Raw genomic sequence first — 19,104 nt, forward strand, 5'->3', positions numbered from 1 at the left:
GCGGCGCAGCAGTCGTGAAATCAAATGACGCGGTGTTTCAGAAAGACCGCACACAGGTTTTACGACTGCTTCGCAGCCGGACGCAGGCTTCGCCAGCTGCTACAAAGTGCGTTGTCGCCTGCTATGCCATAAAAAACGCACAAACAAAAACGCCGCTCATTGCTGAGCGGCGTTTTTGTTAAATATGGAGCGGGAAACGAGACTCGAACTCGCGACCCCGACCTTGGCAAGGTCGTGCTCTACCAACTGAGCTATTCCCGCAAATGGCGTCCCCTAGGGGACTCGAACCCCTGTTACCGCCGTGAAAGGGCGGTGTCCTAGGCCACTAGACGAAGGGGACACGCTAACTGAAACACATGGTGTGTATTTCAGCGCCCAAATCCGCATCCGAAGATGTCGGTTCTGGTTTCACTCAACGCCGCCCGAAAGCAACGCTGCTTAAAAATGGAGCGGGAAACGAGACTCGAACTCGCGACCCCGACCTTGGCAAGGTCGTGCTCTACCAACTGAGCTATTCCCGCATTGGCGTCCCCTAGGGGACTCGAACCCCTGTTACCGCCGTGAAAGGGCGGTGTCCTAGGCCACTAGACGAAGGGGACACACGTACAACATTCACTCCCTACCGCGTTTCGCTGTGTGCTTTACGCTGTAAGTGGCGCGCATTCTATGGATGGATTGAGGGGGTCGTCAACCCCCAGATATAAATTTATTTAAATCAATGACTTCGCCCTGCTTTCAGACGCGTTTCGGGCTTTTGCGCAGCCTGGGCTCCGACGCCTATATTCCGGTCTCCTTCAAGACGTTATAGTCCACGCCATCAAGATGATGGCAATCTGAAACATCTTCGCCACCATTTATATAAGCAGAACAACGGCCGATACATTTATGGCCATAGCTGATTCAAGTCGTCGAGTGGCCTATGCGCCCCAATGGCAAGCCACTACACTCGAACGCAAACCCTATAAAGAGGTCTTACCGGTGACACCACTCATGATCACCCTGCTAGTTGTAGCCGGGATCGCACTATTGATCGCCATTGGCTACATGAACCATGTGGTGGAAAACAACAAGCTGGAAAAGGCCCGCACCAAGGTTGAACTCAACGACCGCCTGCGCCGCTGCGGTGAAATCACCGAGACCTTCCCCGGTCAGTTGATGACACCTGCGCTCAAGCTGCTGTTGACCCGCCTGGAGCTCAACGTCTGCCAACGCCTGCTCAACCTGGAAAAAACCAGCGCCAACCTCAGGGCGCGGATTACCGAGCTGGAAGCACTGGCAGCCCAAGGTCAATCGATCCCGGTCAACAACCCGCCGTCCCCCATCCAGACCGAAGCCAAGGCCAAGGACGTACGTTTCCTGCTCGAAGCCCTGCATGGCCAGATCACACGCGCAGCACAAGACGGCTTCCTGCCACCCAACGAAGCGAAGCGCTGGATCCGCGAAGTCCGTCATATCCTGGTGCTGCTGCACATCGAGTTCTTCAACAACCTCGGGCAGCATTGCTTGCAACAGAACCAGCCAGGTCAGGCGCGCCTGGCGTTCGAACGCGGCGTGCAATACCTGCGCAAACAGCAGGACCCGCAGGCCTATTCCGAGCAGCTTGAGTACCTGGAGAAACTCCTGGCTCGCGCCAATGCCTTGGTGATGGACAACATCGCAGCCGTTGAGAGCGAGGCAAACCAGCTGAACACCGGCCTCAAACAAGTCGACGCCGATGCCGACTGGAAGAAGAGAGTGATCTACGACTGATCAGCAAAAACACAAAAGCCACCTGAGAAGGTGGCTTTTTTTGGACTGTGTTTGATGGGTGACCGGGAGAACCTTCAGAGCCGGAAGTGCCCCACCATCCCTTTCAGCTCAAGCCCCAATTGAGCCAGCTCAATACTCGACGCTGCGTTGCCTTGCATCGCCAGCGACGACTGATCTGCGCTGGCACGAATACTCGTGACACTGCGATTGATCTCCTCGGCCACCGAGCTTTGCTCCTCGGCTGCCGCGGCAATCTGCTGGTTCATCTGCTGAATCAACGAGACTGCAGCGGCAATACTTCCCAGTGCACTTTCGGTCTGCAACGCATCACTGACCGCCAACTTCACCAGTTCGCCGCTGTTCTGAATCTGCTGCACCGACGACTGAGCGGCCGAGCGCAGGGCACTGACCAGCCGCTCGATCTCCTCGGTCGATTGCTGGGTACGCTTGGCCAGCGCCCGAACTTCATCGGCCACCACGGCAAAGCCCCTGCCCTGCTCACCCGCCCGTGCGGCCTCGATCGCCGCGTTGAGCGCCAACAGGTTGGTCTGCTCGGCGACACTTTTGATCACGCTGAGCACCGTGCCGATGTTCTGGATCTCTGCGCTCAGGCTTTCGATGCTGGAACTGGCCGAAGTCGCGGAATCCGCCAACTGCTCGATACGCGCCATGCTCTGGCGCACCACATGCTGACCACTTTCAACCTTGCCATCCGCCGTCTGTGCAGCCTGTGCGGCCTCCTCGGCGTTGCGCGCAACGTCGTGCACCGTCGCCGTCATCTGGTTCATCGCGGTGGCGACCTGCTCGGTTTCTTCTTTCTGGCTGCTGACTTCCAGGTTGGTCTGTTCGGTCACCGCCGACAGTGAATGCGCTGAACTCGCCAATTGCTCGATACCGGCCTGCAAGCCACTGACAATACGGCTGAGCCCGGCGCCCATCTGCTGCATCGCCTGCATCAACTGGCCGATCTCGTCACGGCGGGTCACTTCAACAGTCGCACTCAAATCACCCGCAGCGATCTGCTGGGCGACACGGATCACACTGCGCAACGGCGCCACGATCAACCGGGTAATCACCCACGCGGCCACCAGGCCGACCAGCAACGCCAGGGCCGAGGAACCGAGGATCAACAACGAGTTCTTTTTCAGTTCGGCCTGCATCGACAGATCTTCGGCAACATAGGCCTGATCGACCCGCTCCACCACTTGCGCGGCGCGCTGATGCAGTTGTTCGTAGACGGTTTTTTCCTGGGCCAACAGGCCGGTGTACTCCGTCAGTTTTTCGCTGAAACTACCAATGTGGCCTGTCACTTCATTAAGGACCGTCTGATAGCCCTCGTCCTTGACCGTGGTTTTCAGCTGCTCGGCCTGGGTCAGCGCTTGATCCGCCTGTTCGATCTTGCCCTGGCCTGCGCTGTCGTCGCCCTTGCGGCTCTGGTCCAGACGCACGCGCGCTTCGTTCATCGCCTGCAACATCAATCGCGAGACCTGGCTGACCTGGCTGGCCTGCTCGATGAACTGCCCACCGTCCTTGCCTTCGGATTGCTTCAAGGTATAGGCGCCGTCATCGGCCAGACCGGATTGCAACACATCAAGGTTATTGGCCACGCTGGACACCGACCAACTGGCCATTTCCAGTGCCAGGTCCTTGGCCTGACTCAGCGAGACGAACTCATCGAACGCCTTTCGATAAGCGCCCAGCGACTGTTCGACGTCATTCATCACCGGTACGTTGGCGGCCGATGCAGCCTTGAGCTGGGTCGCCAGAGCAATCAGGCCATCAACGCCCTCGTGCAGGGCATCGGCGGTTTTCGGGTTGCCATGCAAGGCGTACTCCTGCTCAAGCAGTCGCACCTTGAGCAAACCGCTATTGAGCGACGACATCTGCTTGAGTCCGTCGAAGCGATGACTGATGGTTTGCAGGGACCATACACCGATGGCAGCGACCAATGCTGTCAGCAGCAGTACCAGTACAAATCCCACACCCATTTTTTTTGCCATACCGAGGTTGGCAAAACGTCCTGCACGGCCGAAATCATTGCACTTAGTCCCCTGACATAGTCTGTTGACGCAGATTCGCAACGGGCATACGCCAGCACAAGTCTCTGGCGTCGGAATAATGGCAAAAAGCTACGCCTGCGTCGTTTTCAGAACGCTTGAGGTCGATTCAAAGCAGTGGCCTGAAAGAATGCCCGGGCACGAGGATCACAGGCGTAAGCCACGTTGATGCGTTGCCAGTCCGTGGCCTCACCGTCGGGACTGAATGCTGTGGCAGAAGACAGCAACACACCAAAGCGCCGGGCCTGTGTGCGCACCTGAGCGTAGCTGGACAAGCGTGATCGCGCCCAGATGAAAAGCCCTCCACCGGTTTGCCGAAAACCTCCCAGTCGGCGTCTTCGAGCACTTGCAAGGCGGCCTCTCTGTCGGCGTGCAATCGTTGGCGCTGACGCTGCACCAACTTGCGATAGGCGCCGCTGGCCAACAGGCTAGCCAACACCGCCTCACAGAACATCGAGGCGCCCATGCTGCTGGTCATCTTGACCTGGGCCAGTCGTGACACAACCGCGTCACTGGCCACAATGAAGCCGATGCGCAATGAACTGCTGAGGGTTTTGGAGTAGCTGCCAAGGTAGATCACATTGTCGTCAATCCCCAGTGCCGCGAGGCGCGTGCCTGGGCCGCTGTGCAAATCGGCATGGACGTCATCCTCGATCAGCAACATGCCATGGGCTTTGGTCAGTTGCAGCACCTGCTGTGCCACCAGTGCCGTGAGACTACTGCCCGTCGGGTTGTGGCAGAAACTATGGATAAACAGCGCACGAGGCTTGTGCTTGCGCAATAGCGCTTCAAGCGCCTGCGTGTCAGGCCCGCGCGGGGTACGCGGTACCTCGATCATCGTCACGCCGTTCAGCCTGAGCAGATCGAATAACAACGAATACCCCGGGCTTTCGACCACCACGCAGTCGCCGGCTTTGAGCAACGTGCGCATGATCAGATCGAGCCCATGGGTCGCCCCTGCCGTGGTCATAATCCGTCGATCGTCCACGTTGATGTCGAATAGATGCAGACGCTTGCGGATCTGCTCACGCAAGGCAGGCAACCCCAGGGGGGTGCTGTAGTTGAACAAAGCGGCCATGTCGGTGCGGCTCACCTGGCGAATGGCGTAGCTCAAATCGTCGGTTTCACGCCATCTTTCCGGCAGGCAACCACAGCCCAGCTTGAGTGCGCCCGTGACGTCACCCTGCGTCACGTCCGCCCCTTCGAACCAAAGGCCATCCTGTCGCTTCTGCGCGATTGATGCTGGAAGGGCAACAACAAAACCGGTGCCCTGACGCGGCGCCAGCACACCTTGCGCCACCAGACGCTCGCAGGCTTCGACGACGCAGGATTGACTGAGCAGATTGACCCGCGCGATTTGCCGTGCGGACGGCAGACGCGTTCCCGGCAACACATCGCCCTGACGCAGCCAATCGGCCAGCGCATCGACGATTTGCTGCACGACCGGCACCAATGCCTGTCGATCGATTCTCAACTCCATGAGCAAGCAAACTCCTGTCTGTTTTGCGGGAAACAGTTAAGCACAGGAGCGTCGATGGGAATGTGCGACAACGCCGCTAAAACCCTCGGTTCTAACCCTTTGAAACACATTGCCCGGCACCATCACGAAACTGTAAAAAAACCCGCATAAATGCGGGTTTTTCCTACGTGAAGTGCCTGACTTCAGAACGCTGTAACGCCGCCATCCACCGCCAGCGAATGGCCGGTGGTGAACGCGGCACCGTCGCTGCACAGATACAACACCGCGCTGGCGATCTCTTCCACCTTGCCGATGCGACCCACCGGGTGCATCGCGTTGGCAAATTCACCCTTCTTCGGGTCCGCCTCATACGCACGACGGAACATGTCGGTGTCGATCACCGCCGGGCATACCGCATTCACGCGAATCTTTTTCTTGGCATATTCGATGGCCGCTGACTTGGTCAGGCCGATCACCGCATGTTTGGACGCCGCGTAAATGCTCATCTTCGGTGCAGCCCCCAGGCCCGCCACCGAAGCGGTGTTGACGATGGCACCGCCGCCCTGGGCCAACAACAGCGGCAGTTGATATTTCATGCAGAGCCAGACGCCTTTGACGTTGACGCCCATGATCGCGTCGAACTCATCCAGCGTGCCTTCGGCGAGCTTGCCTTTCTCGATCTCGATGCCGGCGTTGTTGAAGGCATAGTCCAGCCGCCCGTAGGTGTTTACCACTTCGTCCATCAGATGTTTTACATCGTTTTCCAGCGTCACGTTGCAACGCACGAAGGTCGCTTCGCCGCCCGCTGCACGAATCAGCGCCACGGTGCCTTCGCCACCTGCGGTGTCCAGGTCGGCGACCACGACCTTCAGCCCTTCGGCGGCGAACGCCTGGGCGGTCGCACGGCCAATACCGGCCGCCGCGCCTGTCACCACTGCCACCTGGCCGGAAAACGTCATGCTCATTGTTATGTCCTCGAAGAGAAGAATACGGGGAATTGCCTGATTTCAGTCTAGCCACAGAGGGCTGCGCCACGGCAGCACTATCAAGTGGCCGGTTGGGTACCCATGAGTGACAGTGATAGAACGCCGACCCCGACTATCACTGCACTGGATCGAGGTGCATTCGCCGCATCAGCCAGACTTGCGGCATTGATCATGAAGGGCTATCAACAAGGCTTCATTCATCTTGAGTGCCTGTCATGACTACCCAGACCAATCGCCAGTTCCTGCTCGCCAAACGTCCCGTGGGCGCGGCCACCCGCGAGACTTTTACCTATCAGGAAGTACCGGTCGGCGAGCCGGCGTCGGGGCAGATTCTGGTTAAAAACGAATACCTGTCCCTGGACCCGGCCATGCGTGGCTGGATGAATGAGGGCAAGTCCTACATCCCGCCGGTGGGTTTGGGCGAAGTCATGCGCGCATTGGGTGTAGGCCAAGTCATTGCCTCGAACAATCCGGGGTTCGCGGTCGGGGACTACGTCAACGGTGCCCTCGGCGTGCAGGATTACTTCCTCGGCGAACCACGAGGTTTCTACAAAGTTGATCCGAAACTGGCGCCATTGCCGCGCTATTTGTCCGCCCTTGGCATGACCGGGATGACCGCCTACTTCGCCCTGCTCGATGTCGGCGCGCCGAAGGCCGGTGACACGGTGGTGCTGTCGGGCGCTGCCGGCGCAGTGGGCAGCATTGCCGGACAGATCGCCAAGATCAAAGGCTGCCGCGTGGTCGGGATTGCCGGCGGCGCGGACAAGTGCCAGTTCCTGATCGATGAATTGGGTTTTGATGGCGCCATCGACTACAAGAACGAAGACGTCATCGCCGGTCTTAAACGCGAATGCCCGAAAGGGGTCGACGTGTATTTCGATAACGTCGGTGGCGACATTCTCGACGCGGTGCTGAGCCGACTGAACATGAAGGCCCGCGTAGTGATTTGCGGCGCGATCAGCCAATACAACAACAAGGAAGCGGTCAAGGGCCCGGCCAATTACCTCTCGCTGCTGGTCAACCGCGCGCGCATGGAGGGTTTTGTGGTGATGGACTACGCCGCCCAGTTTGCCGCCGCCGGGCAGGAAATGGCCGGCTGGATGATCAAGGGGCAACTCAAGAGCAAGGAAGACATTGTCGAAGGACTGGAGACATTCCCGGAAACGCTGATGAAATTGTTCAGCGGCGAGAACTTCGGGAAGTTGGTGTTGAAGGTTTAACCCAAAACTTTCAGCAACCCCAAAACCAATGTGTGCGAGCTTGCTCGCGATTGCGGCGTATCAGACAACGAATATGTCGACTGACAGGCCCTCATCGCGAGCAAGCTCGCTCCCACAGGGGTAGCGGTGGTCAGGCGAGTTCGGCGACTACGGCGGCGAGTGCCTTGGCTGGATCTGCCGCCTGGCTGATCGGACGGCCAATCACCAGATAATCGGAACCGGCGTCCAGTGCCTGGCGCGGGGTCAGGATACGGCGTTGATCGTCTTGCGCGCTGCCCGCTGGACGAATGCCTGGCGTCACCAGTTGCAACGACGGGTGAGCCGACTTCAAGGCCTGGGCTTCCAGCGCCGAGCACACCAGACCGTCCATCCCGGCTTTTTCCGCCAGGGCGGCCAGACGCAGCACCTGCTCTTGCGGCTCGATGTCCAGACCGATACCGGCCAGGTCTTCACGCTCCATGCTGGTCAGCACGGTCACGCCGATCAGCAGCGGTTTCGGCCCGGTACGCTGGTCCAGCACTTCACGGCAGGCCGCCATCATGCGCAGGCCACCGGAGCAATGGACGTTGACCATCCACACGCCCATTTCCGCAGCGGCTTTGACGGCCATGGCGGTGGTGTTCGGAATATCGTGGAACTTGAGGTCCAGGAACACTTCGAAGCCCTTGTCACGCAGGGTGCCGACGATTTCCGACGCGCAACTGGTGAACAGTTCCTTGCCGACTTTTACCCGGCACAGTTTCGGGTCCAACTGATCGGCCAGCTTCAGTGCGGCGTCACGGGTGGGGAAATCCAGGGCGACGATGATAGGAGTCTGGCAGACGGACATGTGCGGGCTCTCAGGCAGGACGAAATCGGCGCGCATTGTAGCGGAACCAGCGACGCTGCGGGACCCGATGATCGGTAATTCGTCATCGGCGCTCAGGCAAGACTAGTCCTTTGGCCAATTGTGTCGAGCCCGATACACTCCCGACACGTCCACAACATCGTTCATCACTACCCTCGGCAGCCGCAACACGTCCTTACAGCACTTCCCGCCTCCGGGCCGGACGCCTATGCTGAAGCCACAACCTCGCAGCCCATCTTTGTGGTTGGCAGCCTCTCTGGCAGATGAACGCACGCATGCACAACTCCCAAGCCCCTTTGAAGGACGATCAAAAAGCGCCCGGCGACGACAAGCGCTGGAGCATTCGCGCCCTGATCGTCGACGATGACGTCCCGATTCGCGAACTGATGATCGACTACCTCGCCCGGTTCAATATCCACGCCAGCGGCGTCACCGACGGCACCGAGATGCGCCTGGCGCTGCAAGCCGAGCATTTCGATGTGGTGGTGCTCGACTTGATGCTGCCCGGTGAAGACGGTTTGTCATTGTGCCGCTGGCTGCGTGCCGAATCGGACATTCCGATCCTGATGCTCACTGCGCGTTGCGAACCGACCGACCGAATTATCGGCCTGGAGCTGGGCGCCGACGATTACATGGCCAAGCCGTTCGAGCCCCGTGAACTGGTGGCCAGGATTCAGACCATTCTGCGTCGAGTGCGCGATGATCGCACCGAACAGCGTGCGAACATTCGCTTCGACAATTGGCGCCTGAACAGCGTGTTGCGACAGTTGATTGCCGACAACGGCCTGGTGGTCCCACTGTCCAACGCCGAGTTCCGCCTGCTCTGGGTGTTCATCGAACGTCCGCGCCGGGTGCTCAGTCGTGAGCAATTGCTGGACGCCGCTCGCGGCCGCTCGATTGAGGCCTTTGATCGAAGCATCGACCTGCTGGTCTCGCGCCTGCGCCAGAAACTCGGTGATGACCCCAAAGCGCCACAACTGATCAAGACCGTTCGCGGTGAGGGTTATCTGTTCGACGCGAGAGACATCGGCTGATGCGTGCGCGCTTCGATACGCTGTTCGGCCGCCTGTTCGGTGTGCTGTTGCTGGCGATCGTCCTCGCGCACTTGCTGGCGTTTGCCTGGTTTCACCACTACGGCCCACCTCCTCCGCCACCGCCACCGGAGTTTTCCGAAAGCGTTGACGGGAAACGCCCGCCGATGGACCCACGCTTTGAAACCCGGCCGCCTCGGCCGTGGTTCGGCGGACCGTTAGTGCCGCTGACCTTTCAATTGATTTCGCTGATCATTGCGGCCTGGTACGGCGCCAAACTGCTGAGCCGGCCAATCCAGCGCCTGAGCGATGCCGCCGAGCGCTTGAGCGAAAACCTCGACAGCACGCCACTCGATGAATCGGGACCACGGGAAGCGCGGCAAGCGGCCTACACCTTTAACCTGATGCAGAAACGCATTATCGAACAGGTGCAGCAGCGTTCGCGGATGCTGGGCGCGGTGTCCCATGACCTGCGCACCCCACTGTCGCGGCTCAAATTGCGCCTGGAACAGATCGACGACGAAAAACTGCAAGGTCAGATGCGTCAGGATCTGGACGACATGATCAACATGCTCGACGCCACCCTGACTTACTTGCACGAACAGCGCACCAGCGAGGCGTTGCAATGGATGGACGTGCAAGCGTTGGTGGAGTCCCTGTGCGAAAACGCCCAGGACCAGGGCGCCGATGTTCAGGCCAGTGGTCACTGCGCCCCGCTGCACGTACAACCGATGGCCTTGCGTTCTTGCATCAACAACTTGCTGGATAACGCGTTGCGCTATGCCGGGCAGGCATTGATCAAACTCGAAGACAGCCGCGAAACCCTGGTGATCCGAGTGATTGATCACGGTCCGGGCATTGCGGCAGACAAACGTGAAGCCGTGTTCGAGCCGTTCTTTCGGCTGGAGGGTTCACGCAACCGCAACTCCGGCGGTGTCGGCCTGGGCATGACCATCGCCCGCGAGGCCGCCGAACGGCTGGGTGGACAATTGAGCCTGGAAGAAACTCAGGGCGGTGGCTTGACCGCGATTATCCGCCTGCCCCGAATCTGAGTCGCACATAAATCCCTGTGGGAGCGAGCTTGCTCGCGATAGCGGTATATCAGCCCACTCACTAATGAATGACACACCGCCATCGCGAGCAAGCTCGCTCCCACAGGGTCTATGCCAGGCATGAGACCTGTGTGTACTGACCGGTACAAACCCCACATACCCACGACACCTTGCCCCTTGAGGCTGCATAAGCCGGTGCACCCACCGGTTTTCCATTCCAGGGAGTGAGCACAATGATTGGTAGTGTCAGCAACTACACCAGCTATACCGGCAGCACCAGCAGCACCACGACCAACAGCGCCCGCAGCCAGCAGTTCCAGAAAGAACTGCTCGCCAAGCTCGACAGCAACAGCGACGGTGCGGTGGATCAGGACGAGCTGAACAGTGCCTTGTCACAAAAAACCGATGACGGTCTGTTGGTCAGCCTGAGCAAAAACTTCGCCGACCTCGACAGCGACAGCAGCGGCAACTTGAGCAGCGAAGAAATGGCCGCGATGGCGCCACCGCCGCCTCCGCCGCATGATCAACCTCCGAGCACGGAACTGGCCGATGCGCTGATCAGCGCCCTGGACACCGACGGTGACGGCGCCATCAGCAACGACGAGCTGAGCACCGGCTTGACCAGCGCCGGCAGCAGTGCCGACAGCAAAGAAATTTTTTCGGCCCTGGACAAGAACCAGGACGGCACCGTCAGCAAGGACGAACTCGCCGCCAGCCTGACCCCGCCGCCACCGCCGCCACAACAGGTGTCCAGCGAGGAACTGTTCAGCCAACTGGATTCGGACAGCGATGGCAGCGTGACCGCCACCGAATTGAGCAACGCGTTGCAGGCGAGCGACAGCACGTCATCGACCAGCACGGACACCAGCGCCGCGTTGCTCAAGGTTCTGGACAGAGATAGCAGCGGCGGTGTCAGCAGCGATGAGCTGAAAGCAGCCCTGCAAGCCGGCCGAGAACAAAGCAGCGACAGCTCCACCGATCAGTTCAATGTCAACGAAGCGTTGAACAAGATGATTGCCAACTTGAGCAAGCAGTACTCGCTCGATAACGTGGCAACGGTGGGCAAGTACCTGAACGTCGCGACCTAAGCAAAAAGCCCACTGACCTTCGCAGGTCCAGTGGGCTTTTTGTCATGGCGCAATCATCACTCAGAGCCGGGGATCTTCCAGCCGCGTCGGCCCCTTGCTCCAATCGGTCAGCAAGCTGTAGGCCACGGCCAGCAATGTCGGGCCGATGAACAGACCGATAAAGCCAAACGCAATCAACCCGCCAAACACGCCCAGCAGAACGATCACCAACGGCAAGTTTCCGCCCCGGCTGATCAGGTACGGTTTGAGTACGTTGTCGACGCCGCTGATGATGAACGTGCCCCAAATACCGAGGAATATCGCCATCCCGTACTCACCCTTCCAGGCCAGCCAGGCCGTGGCCGGGATCCACACCAGCGGTGGCCCCATCGGGATCAGGCTCAACAGGAACGTCACAATACCCAGTACCAGAGCCCCGGGCACACCGGCAATCAGGAAGCCGATCAGGGCCAGCACGGCCTGCGCTGCCGCCGTCCCGATCACGCCATTGACGACTCGTTGTACCGTACCGGCCACCAGTTCGATGTAGTACCCGGCACGGTGGCCGATCAGCCGCTCCAGCAACCCGTGTACAAATACCGCCAACCGGGGGCCGTCACGGTAGAAAAAGAACACGAAGACAATGCTCAGCGTCAGTTCGAGAATCCCGCCGCCAATCTGCGCACTGCGCGCCAGCAACCAGTTGCCCATCTGCCCGACATAAGGTTTCAGCGACGCCATCATCGCCGCGCCCTGCTGGTCGATACTGTTCCAGATTCCTACCAGCCGTGCGCCAACCAGCGGAATACCGCCCAGCCACGCCGGTGCTTCGGGCAGGCCATCAACCTGTACATCCTTGATGAACACCGTGGCATCTCGCACATGATCTGCCAGGTTGAAACCCAGCCAGACCAGCGGCACCGCCACCAGCAACATCCAGCCGAGGGTCAGCAAAGCGGCCGCCAGGGATTCGCGACCATGGAGCCAACGGGTCAGCAAACGCATCAGCGGCCAACTGGCAAACGCCAGCACTGCGCCCCAGAACATCGCCGACCAGAAAGGCGCCATCACCCAGAAGCTCGCGCCAAACAACACCAGGAGCAGAATCTGCACCACCAGTCGATCGTTATTGATCATCTAAATCTCGAAAAAGTCAGTCCGCAAAAAGAATAGGCGAACGTGCAAGACACGTTCGCCTGATAGAGCTTATCGCAACAGTTCGATGTGCAGGCCAGAGCCTTCGACGTTGCCGGTTTCCAGTCGGGCCGCACGCACGCCCTGCTGGATCAGGGCCTGACGCCAGGCTTCGGCGTTCGCCCCAGAGACACTGACCCGCAACGTGGTGTCCAGGTTCAACCCACGGGAGATCAGACGCAGCCAGGTTTCATCAGGCTCGGCGGTCAGCGTGAGGAAATCCAGCTCACCGGTGTTTTTGAGCTCGCGCAGCAACGTGGCCGACGTCGGCAGCAATTCCCCCAGCGGCGCCGCGGCATCGAACTGTTCGACGTGCAAATACGCTTTGCGATTGCCGCGAGTGATGCTGTAAAGCGCCACCAACGAATTGTCTCGAGGGGCCGCCAGACGCAACAGCAAGTACGCCTGCTGATCGTCGGCGCCATACAGCTTGGCGTTGCCGAAAACCTCATTGGCCCACAGGCTGCTTTCACCGCAATCGCGAGACTGGCACCAGAACAACAGTTGCGCGCCTTGCTTCTGCAATGCCTCTCGAGCGGCAGTGAAAGCCTCGGTTGAAGAATGTTCCGGTGGTAATTCGTAGGTCACCGAAGTGGCCGTGCCACGAGCGCTGACTTGACCATCGAAACGCAATTGACCGCTGATTTTACGGATCGAACCCAACGGGTAGATCCGCTCCAGCTCGGCCGCCGGGCGAAAGTCGACAATCTGCGCATCTTCCATACGCGGCAGGATCGGCAGGTCCTGACTGCCCGGGACATCGGCGGCAAACGATAAGGGACTGATGCAGCACAGCACCAACAGACTGAGTGAACGCATGGTCAGACTCATCGGATCAGCATGGCCTGGGCACCCTTGATGACACTGGCTTCATCGGAGCGTGGGGGCACTTGCAACCCACGCTGCACCGCCGGACGCGCCTCCATGGTCGCCATCCAGCGTTGCAACGCCGTCAGGCCGTCCACGGAAACACCTGACCACTCATAGCCACGCACCCACGGGAAGGTCGCGATATCGGCAATGCTGTATTCGCCGGCCAGAAACTCTTCGGTTTGCAGGCGCGTATCGAGTACCTCATAGAGGCGCCGGGTTTCATGCTGATAACGATCGATGGCGCCCTGGAGTTTTCCGGAAAGTAGCGGAAAAACACGTTGGCCTGCCCCTGCATCGGACCGATCCCACCCATCTGGAACATCAGCCACTGCAACACCACCGAGCGCCCTTTCGGGTCGGAAGGCATCAGTTTCCCGGTCATTTCAGCGAGGTAAATCAGGATGGCGCCGGATTCGAACACGGCGAAATCGCCATTGCCGCGGTCGACAATGGCCGGAATCCGGCCATTGGGATTGATCTTGAGGAAGTCTTCGGACTTCTGTTCCTTTTTGTCGAAACTCAGGGTTTGCACCGTGTAGGGCAGGCCGAGTTCCTCGAGCACGATAGAGACCTTGTGGCCATTCGGGGTCGCAGCGGTGTAGAGATCTATCATGGTTGTCTCCCATTTCAACCCGCCCAGCCTCGACAGTTGCCCGGCGCAAGTCAAGGAACGGCGAAGAACCGATTGAAACAGTCTGCGACAAGGTCGGCGCCGGGTTCGTCATTCAGGTGCAAATGATGACCGCCTGGCAGCTGTTCACGGCTAAAGGGTAGACGCTCCAGCAATTCAGGATGTTTGGCGAGCATGCCATCCGCTGCGACCACCAGTTTTGCCGGGCAACTGACCCGCTGGACAAAGGCCATGGCCTGTTCGGTAGTCAGGCGCAACGGTGAAGGCAGCGTCAGCCGGTTATCGGTGCGCCAGGTGTAACCGCCCGGCACCGGCATCAAGCCTCGCTGGGCCAGCAGCTCGGCGGCTTCTCGGCTGACGGCCACCAAGCCTTTCATGCGCGCTTCGATGGCACGGTCCTGGGTGGTGTAGACCGGTTTGCGTTTTTCCCGCAGGTCCAGCTGCGCTTGCAGGGCCATGCCCATTCGCTCGGCAGCATTTTCGCCTTTGTCTGTAGGAGGAATGATGCCGTCGATCAAGGCCAGGTGCGTGACACGCTCCGGCATCGATCCGGCAATGATCAACGAAGCGATTGCCCCCATGGAGTGCCCCATCAGCGCAAAACGCTTGAGGCCCAGCTGTTCGGCGACTTGCAGCACGTCATGGGCGTAGTCCCACATCGCGTAGCCGGCACCGGGCGGGCGATGCCCGGAATGACCGTGACCGGCCATGTCCAGGGCGATGATGCGCAGGCCTTTAAGCTTGGGTGCGAGCCGGGCAAAGCTGTTGGCATTGTCCAGCCAGCCATGCAACGCAATGACCGGCAGGCCGTCTTCAGGACCGAACAAATGCGCCGCCAGCTCGATGTGCGGCAGGCTCAGGCGGACTTCTTCGACGGCGTTGCTCATGCGCAATCCTGTTGGCGGCGACCGTCCCAGCGACTGAACAAGGTCTTCAGCAACGTGGCCGTGTCGTGTGGACGTTCAAGCGGAAACATGTGGCCGCCAGGCAGGGTCAGGGATTCACCTTGCGGCATGCGTCCGACGGAGCTGGCGTGATGACGCATTACCACGCGGCTCTTGTGCCCGCGCACCACCGCCAGCGGTACTTTCAATTGCCGAGTGCGACCGGGGCTGGTGTGGGGCACGCCACGGTAGATGCTGATTTCCGTGGCAGGATCGAAGCGCAGGCGCAGTTTATCGCCGACCTTGTGCAAACCATGTTGCAGGTAGGCGTCAAAACATTCCGGATCAAAACTGCGGAACAGGGTTTTACCAGCGAAATAGCGGCGGGCGCTTTCCAGGTCGGCAAACTCTTCCCGACGCCCCAAGGTACGACCGGCCGGGGTCAAGCGGTCGATAAAACCGAATCGCTTGGCGGCGCGGATGACCCATTGATCGGTGCGGGTCAGGACCGGAGAGTCCAGCATCACCACGCCACGATACAACTCTGGGCAACGCAGTGCCGCGTGCAAGTGCAGCACACCGCCGAAGGAATGGCCGACGCCCCACACCGGTTCTGCTTGTTGCTTGAGGTGATGGATCAGCTCGTCCACCAGGTTGTACCAATTGTCGTCCGCCGGAAAACGCGGGTCATGAGCGTGCTGCTCCAGATGCGTCACCTGGTACTCGGGCGCGAGCGCCGCGAACAACTTGCCGTAGGTCCCTGAAGGAAAGCCATTGGCGTGGGCGAAAAATATCTGTTGCGACATACCGGCAAATCCATGAGCGAGACAAGGCGTTGATTGTCCGTAAGACGACGGCTGACAGCAATGACCGTAACAGACAGGAATGATGACAGCATCGTTCCATCGATGAAAAACAGTCCGGGCCTGCGTCGAACACCGAACTTACCTGTTATTTCTGACAGTTGACTGCGAGGGAGCAATCGCGAATAACTATTCCCCACCCGAAGTTCTTTCGTGAGGCTGTTTCCATGCACAAGAATACCCCGACAGTCTCTGTGAATGATCCGCGAGGGTTAAACGTCGCCACTGTGTCCTATTACCGTGAAACACCCGGCGAGCCAGCAGAACCTTGGATTTACCGCCAGTCCTTCAATGGCGCAGGTCAACCGACGATCAGCTGCGACCCTCGCCTGCTCAAGCTGCTCGAGACTGAGCCGGACGCCCGGCCAAACCTGATGACAGTTTTCAGTCTCACTGGTGCGCCCCTCTACAGTGAGAGCGTGGATGCGGGAAGCCGGTTGACCCTACCCGGTGTGGCCGGTCAAAACCTCTTCGGCTGGGACAGTCTGCTCACTCAGGTTCGAACCGAATACGATCTGTTGCTGCGCCCGATCAAAACTGTCGAGCAGGCTCATGGCAGACCCGCAAGAAACCGTTCGTTCTACACCTATGGTGACAACACCCCGGAAGCTGCCTTGCATAATCAATGCGGTCAGCTGATCCGCCATGACGACAGTGCCGGCACCCTACACTTCACCGACTTCGCACTGACGGGCGGAGTCAGCTCACAGACTCGACATTTTCTCGAACAGCTGGACGAACCAGACTGGCCCATTGACGAAACTGAAAGAAACCAGTTGAACGAAACCGGCAACGGCGCGACCACCCGCTCCCTCTACAACGCCCTGGGGATACAGGTCTGCCAGGAAGATGCGCACGGCAACGCACGGTTCTCGGATCTGGACATCGCAGGCCAACTGAGTCGGGTTCGCTTGAGAATCGCCGGGCGATCGCAAGACATATCGCTGCTGAGCGACATCCACTACAACACATTTGGCAACATCGAGCGCCAGACCGCCGGCAACGGCGTGATCAGTGAAGCCCGATACGACCCGAAGGACGGCCGATTACTGGAACTCCTGGCTGGACTTCCCAGCCAGCCACCGCTTCAACACTTGGTGTACGACTATGATCGGGTCGGCAATATCCTCAGCATCAAAAACGCGGCTCAGCGCACCCGTTTTCGCAACCAGAAGATCGAACCGATCAACACCTTTACCTACAACAGTTTGTATCAGTTGATAGAGGCAAACGGCTGGCAACGGATCAATAGCCACAACGGTCCTCAGGAGCCGGTCTTCGTTTCCCCTCCTGACCCTGGACAACTGGAAAATTACCGCCAGACCTTTACCTACGATTGTGCGGGCAACCTCAAGAAACTGGTTCACAGCGCTGCCAGCCACAGCTGGACACAGCAGACGGCGATATCTAAATACAGCAATCGGGGACTGGCGCAAAAAGCTGACGGCGAGCTGCCCGGAGAGAGTGAGATCACCGCCGGATTCGATGCCAACGGCAACAAAGAGCAATTGATGGCGGGTCAGGATCTGATTTGGAGCCTGAGCAACCACCTGCGGCAGGTCGATCAAGTGACGCGTGAGAATGGCCCCAATGACAGTGAAATCTACCGTTATGACGAATCTGGCCAACGAAAGCGAAAAATCCGCATTGCTCAAGCCGGTTCCTCAACGCGAACGCACGAAGTGCGGTATTTGCCAGGGCTGGAAATCCGCACATCTCCCGAAGAAGTTCTACACGTTATTTCAGTGCAGGCCGGTCGCTGTGCGGTACAGGTTCTGCATTGGGAACCGGGCGGTGGCAAGGACGATCAGTATCGTTACAGCCTGAGCAATCACCTGGGCTCCAGTACATTGGAACTCGATCAACTGGCAGAACTGATCAGCGAGGAAATGTACTACCCCTATGGTGGCACTTCATGGTGGGCTGGCCGGGACAAAGTGCAAGCGAGTTATAGAACCCGGCGATTCTCAGGCCAGGAACGTGATGCCACTGGCCTGTATTACTACGGACAACGTTACTACGCTCCCTGGCTGGAACGCTGGCTCAATGCCGACCCGGCAGGGAGTGCCGACGGCTTGAACCTGTTTACGATGGTGCACGGCAATCCTGTCAGATTTGTCGATGTTCAAGGCTTGGCAGGGGTCGACACTGTCTTCGCGGCCAGTGCAACCGCGGCCCGAGAACTTCCAAGCGCCTTGATCGCCGCCGCCGTGCAATATGCAATGATAGCGTTTATGTCGCCTATGAGCATGGCCGTGACAGTTGCCGGCGCCACGGCCGGCGCGATTTCAGGCGGCGTCAGCGGGTATGCGAGCGCGAACTGGACGCAATCCCGAGTGTCCGTCGACGATCCGTCCGGCTGGGGGCCTCTTGCCGCGAAAGTCGGTGGTGCTGTTCTTGGTGCCGCTCTGGGGGCAGCACCCTCCCTGTTAGGGATGCTCAATCCCAAAGGCAATACAGCTGCTGCCTCTCAAATCGGCAGCGCTTTCGGGACAGCGTTTCGCGAGGTGAGCGCCCAGTATTTTGCCGATGCCGGCCCGAGCAATCCCTCCGTCGGCCGTGCAGACTTCGTAACCGGACTTGGCAGCATGGGCGCCGTCGCAGGCATTGGAGGTGCGGTGGGCTTTGGTGGCTCGCTGCTGTTCGGAGCTGAACCTGCGGGGAAAGCCCTGCAAAGCATCGTCGCGGCCTCTACGGCGACGGCGGCCGGTGCGGCCGGCGCCTCTGCCGTGAGGGGGTTGCGTGGAACGCCAACCAAACAGTCCAAAGGCAGTGGGCCGACATTCGACTCGGCCAAAGCTGTTGTCGGATCCAGCAGTCGGCACTTCTTCAGCTCTCTGGGACAATTAGCCAATCTGGCCGTCGCACAGATACCTGGATACAACACACTGGACGAAAACACTCGAACGGCGGTGACACGAGCTGTCGGCAGTGCCATCGGCGACTTGCGATCGACCTTCGTGACCACCGCAACACCCGGCTTAAGTGCAGAACTGGGGCAAACATCCTGGGATCTGGAAAAAAACACGGTCGGCGCCGGCATTACCCGAGAAGGCATACCGACATCTAGCGATGAGGCCTATGACCCGGCAGCCACCGAAATTTTCTACATCACCAGCGAAACGACGCGCAGGCAACGCAGTTATTCGAGATCAATCTGCGCCATATGATGACGCATATGTAAACGAAAC

The 19,104-nt window shown here is 59.3% G+C and carries 13 protein-coding genes, 4 tRNA genes and 3 pseudogenes; 6 read left to right on the plus strand and 14 right to left on the minus strand.

Translation table 11 applies throughout. The features are described from left to right. Nucleotides 1–185 precede the first annotated feature (185 nt). The 4 genes from AB4N76_RS06200 to AB4N76_RS06215 all read right to left on the minus strand — a co-directional run bounded on the left by AB4N76_RS06200 (nt 186) and on the right by AB4N76_RS06215 (nt 599). Nucleotides 186–261, minus strand: a tRNA-Gly gene (locus AB4N76_RS06200). A gap of 3 nt (nt 262–264) precedes the next feature. Beyond that, nucleotides 265–340: transfer RNA gene (locus AB4N76_RS06205), tRNA-Glu, on the minus strand. 105 nt (nt 341–445) lie between these two features. Continuing rightward, a tRNA-Gly gene (locus tag AB4N76_RS06210) sits at nt 446–521 on the minus strand. 2 nt (nt 522–523) lie between these two features. Further along, nucleotides 524–599 (minus strand) — tRNA-Glu (locus AB4N76_RS06215). 379 nt (nt 600–978) lie between these two features. Here AB4N76_RS06215 and AB4N76_RS06220 point away from each other — a divergent pair. Continuing rightward, complete coding sequence (locus tag AB4N76_RS06220; protein ID WP_077431491.1) at nt 979–1,749, plus strand: hypothetical protein; 771 nt, start codon at nt 979–981, stop codon at nt 1,747–1,749. A gap of 74 nt (nt 1,750–1,823) precedes the next feature. On the opposite strand, the gene AB4N76_RS06225 is transcribed toward AB4N76_RS06220, so the two are convergent. The 4 genes and pseudogenes from AB4N76_RS06225 to AB4N76_RS06240 all read right to left on the minus strand — a co-directional run bounded on the left by AB4N76_RS06225 (nt 1,824) and on the right by AB4N76_RS06240 (nt 6,230). After that, complete coding sequence (locus tag AB4N76_RS06225; RefSeq protein WP_408981004.1) at nt 1,824–2,705, minus strand: methyl-accepting chemotaxis protein; 882 nt, start codon at nt 2,703–2,705, stop codon at nt 1,824–1,826. Nucleotides 2,706–2,732: 27 nt separating this feature from the next. After that, nucleotides 2,733–3,749, minus strand: a pseudogene (locus AB4N76_RS06230) (methyl-accepting chemotaxis protein); the annotation flags it as partial. 146 nt (nt 3,750–3,895) lie between these two features. Next, a pseudogene (locus tag AB4N76_RS06235) lies at nt 3,896–5,286 on the minus strand (aminotransferase-like domain-containing protein). Nucleotides 5,287–5,468: 182 nt separating this feature from the next. Then, the gene (locus tag AB4N76_RS06240) at nt 5,469–6,230 is read right to left on the minus strand and encodes an SDR family oxidoreductase (protein ID WP_460164272.1); all 762 of its coding nucleotides are present in this window, start codon (nt 6,228–6,230) and stop codon (nt 5,469–5,471) included. Nucleotides 6,231–6,466: 236 nt separating this feature from the next. Here AB4N76_RS06240 and AB4N76_RS06245 point away from each other — a divergent pair, with 236 nt between their 5' ends. Further along, nucleotides 6,467–7,471 carry an NADP-dependent oxidoreductase gene (locus AB4N76_RS06245; protein WP_223522246.1) on the plus strand — a complete coding sequence of 335 codons (1,005 nt, stop codon included), beginning with the start codon at nt 6,467–6,469 and terminating at the stop codon, nt 7,469–7,471. 130 nt (nt 7,472–7,601) lie between these two features. On the opposite strand, the gene pyrF is transcribed toward AB4N76_RS06245, so the two are convergent. Next, nucleotides 7,602–8,300: an orotidine-5'-phosphate decarboxylase gene (pyrF, locus tag AB4N76_RS06250; RefSeq protein WP_027924005.1), complete on the minus strand. Its 699-nt coding sequence runs from the start codon at nt 8,298–8,300 to the stop codon at nt 7,602–7,604. A gap of 293 nt (nt 8,301–8,593) precedes the next feature. On the opposite strand from pyrF, the gene AB4N76_RS06255 reads away from it, so the two are divergent. The 3 genes from AB4N76_RS06255 (at nt 8,594) to xopAW (ending at nt 11,489) form a co-directional block, all read left to right on the plus strand. Beyond that, entirely contained in the window at nt 8,594–9,352 is a 759-nt protein-coding gene (locus AB4N76_RS06255) for a response regulator (RefSeq protein ID WP_046031648.1), read from the plus strand. Beyond that, nucleotides 9,352–10,401: a sensor histidine kinase gene (locus AB4N76_RS06260; RefSeq protein WP_046031647.1), complete on the plus strand. Its 1,050-nt coding sequence runs from the start codon at nt 9,352–9,354 to the stop codon at nt 10,399–10,401. The genes AB4N76_RS06255 and AB4N76_RS06260 overlap by 1 nt, the downstream gene beginning before the upstream one ends. 233 nt (nt 10,402–10,634) lie before the next feature. After that, nucleotides 10,635–11,489, plus strand: a complete 855-nt coding sequence (gene xopAW / locus AB4N76_RS06265; RefSeq protein WP_077431486.1) for a XopAW family type III secretion system calcium-binding effector — start codon at nt 10,635–10,637, stop codon at nt 11,487–11,489. 60 nt (nt 11,490–11,549) lie between these two features. On the opposite strand, the gene AB4N76_RS06270 is transcribed toward xopAW, so the two are convergent. The 5 genes and pseudogenes from AB4N76_RS06270 to AB4N76_RS06290 all read right to left on the minus strand — a co-directional run bounded on the left by AB4N76_RS06270 (nt 11,550) and on the right by AB4N76_RS06290 (nt 15,856). Then, a complete protein-coding gene (locus AB4N76_RS06270) occupies nt 11,550–12,605 on the minus strand; it encodes an AI-2E family transporter (protein ID WP_046031645.1) in 1,056 nt (351 codons plus the stop codon). Between the two features lie 69 nt (nt 12,606–12,674). Continuing rightward, nucleotides 12,675–13,481 (minus strand): DUF4892 domain-containing protein, encoded by an 807-nt coding sequence (locus tag AB4N76_RS06275; RefSeq protein ID WP_046031644.1) that lies wholly within the window; start codon nt 13,479–13,481, stop codon nt 12,675–12,677. Nucleotides 13,482–13,489: 8 nt separating this feature from the next. After that, nucleotides 13,490–14,148, minus strand: a pseudogene (locus AB4N76_RS06280) (glutathione S-transferase family protein). 50 nt (nt 14,149–14,198) lie between these two features. Next, nucleotides 14,199–15,053: an alpha/beta hydrolase gene (locus tag AB4N76_RS06285; RefSeq protein ID WP_046031642.1), complete on the minus strand. Its 855-nt coding sequence runs from the start codon at nt 15,051–15,053 to the stop codon at nt 14,199–14,201. Further along, the gene (locus tag AB4N76_RS06290; protein ID WP_046031641.1) at nt 15,050–15,856 is read right to left on the minus strand and encodes an alpha/beta fold hydrolase; all 807 of its coding nucleotides are present in this window, start codon (nt 15,854–15,856) and stop codon (nt 15,050–15,052) included. Before AB4N76_RS06290 ends, AB4N76_RS06285 begins: the two co-directional genes overlap by 4 nt. Nucleotides 15,857–16,080: 224 nt before the next feature. Here AB4N76_RS06290 and AB4N76_RS06295 point away from each other — a divergent pair, with 224 nt between their 5' ends. Continuing rightward, on the plus strand, nt 16,081–19,083 hold the full coding sequence (locus AB4N76_RS06295; RefSeq protein ID WP_460164273.1) for an RHS repeat-associated core domain-containing protein: 3,003 nt from the start codon (nt 16,081–16,083) through the stop codon (nt 19,081–19,083). Nucleotides 19,084–19,104 lie beyond the last annotated feature (21 nt).

It is taken from the genome of Pseudomonas sp. S2_F03, assembly GCF_054668335.1.

Excerpts from the sequence above, each read along its gene's own strand:
- pyrF (WP_027924005.1), bottom strand. The coding sequence starts at position 8,300 with ATGTCCGTCTGCCAGACTCCTATCATCGTCGCCCTGGATTTCCCCACC.
- AB4N76_RS06285 (WP_046031642.1), bottom strand. The coding sequence starts at position 15,053 with ATGAGCAACGCCGTCGAAGAAGTCCGCCTGAGCCTGCCGCACATCGAG.
- AB4N76_RS06295 (WP_460164273.1), top strand. The coding sequence starts at position 16,081 with ATGCACAAGAATACCCCGACAGTCTCTGTGAATGATCCGCGAGGGTTA.
- AB4N76_RS06245 (WP_223522246.1), top strand. The coding sequence starts at position 6,467 with ATGACTACCCAGACCAATCGCCAGTTCCTGCTCGCCAAACGTCCCGTG.
- AB4N76_RS06240 (WP_460164272.1), bottom strand. The coding sequence starts at position 6,230 with ATGAGCATGACGTTTTCCGGCCAGGTGGCAGTGGTGACAGGCGCGGCG.
- AB4N76_RS06275 (WP_046031644.1), bottom strand. The coding sequence starts at position 13,481 with ATGCGTTCACTCAGTCTGTTGGTGCTGTGCTGCATCAGTCCCTTATCG.
- AB4N76_RS06270 (WP_046031645.1), bottom strand. The coding sequence starts at position 12,605 with ATGATCAATAACGATCGACTGGTGGTGCAGATTCTGCTCCTGGTGTTG.
- AB4N76_RS06225 (WP_408981004.1), bottom strand. The coding sequence starts at position 2,705 with ATGCAGGCGATGCAGCAGATGGGCGCCGGGCTCAGCCGTATTGTCAGT.
- AB4N76_RS06260 (WP_046031647.1), top strand. The coding sequence starts at position 9,352 with ATGCGTGCGCGCTTCGATACGCTGTTCGGCCGCCTGTTCGGTGTGCTG.
- xopAW (WP_077431486.1), top strand. The coding sequence starts at position 10,635 with ATGATTGGTAGTGTCAGCAACTACACCAGCTATACCGGCAGCACCAGC.
- AB4N76_RS06290 (WP_046031641.1), bottom strand. The coding sequence starts at position 15,856 with ATGTCGCAACAGATATTTTTCGCCCACGCCAATGGCTTTCCTTCAGGG.
- AB4N76_RS06255 (WP_046031648.1), top strand. The coding sequence starts at position 8,594 with ATGCACAACTCCCAAGCCCCTTTGAAGGACGATCAAAAAGCGCCCGGC.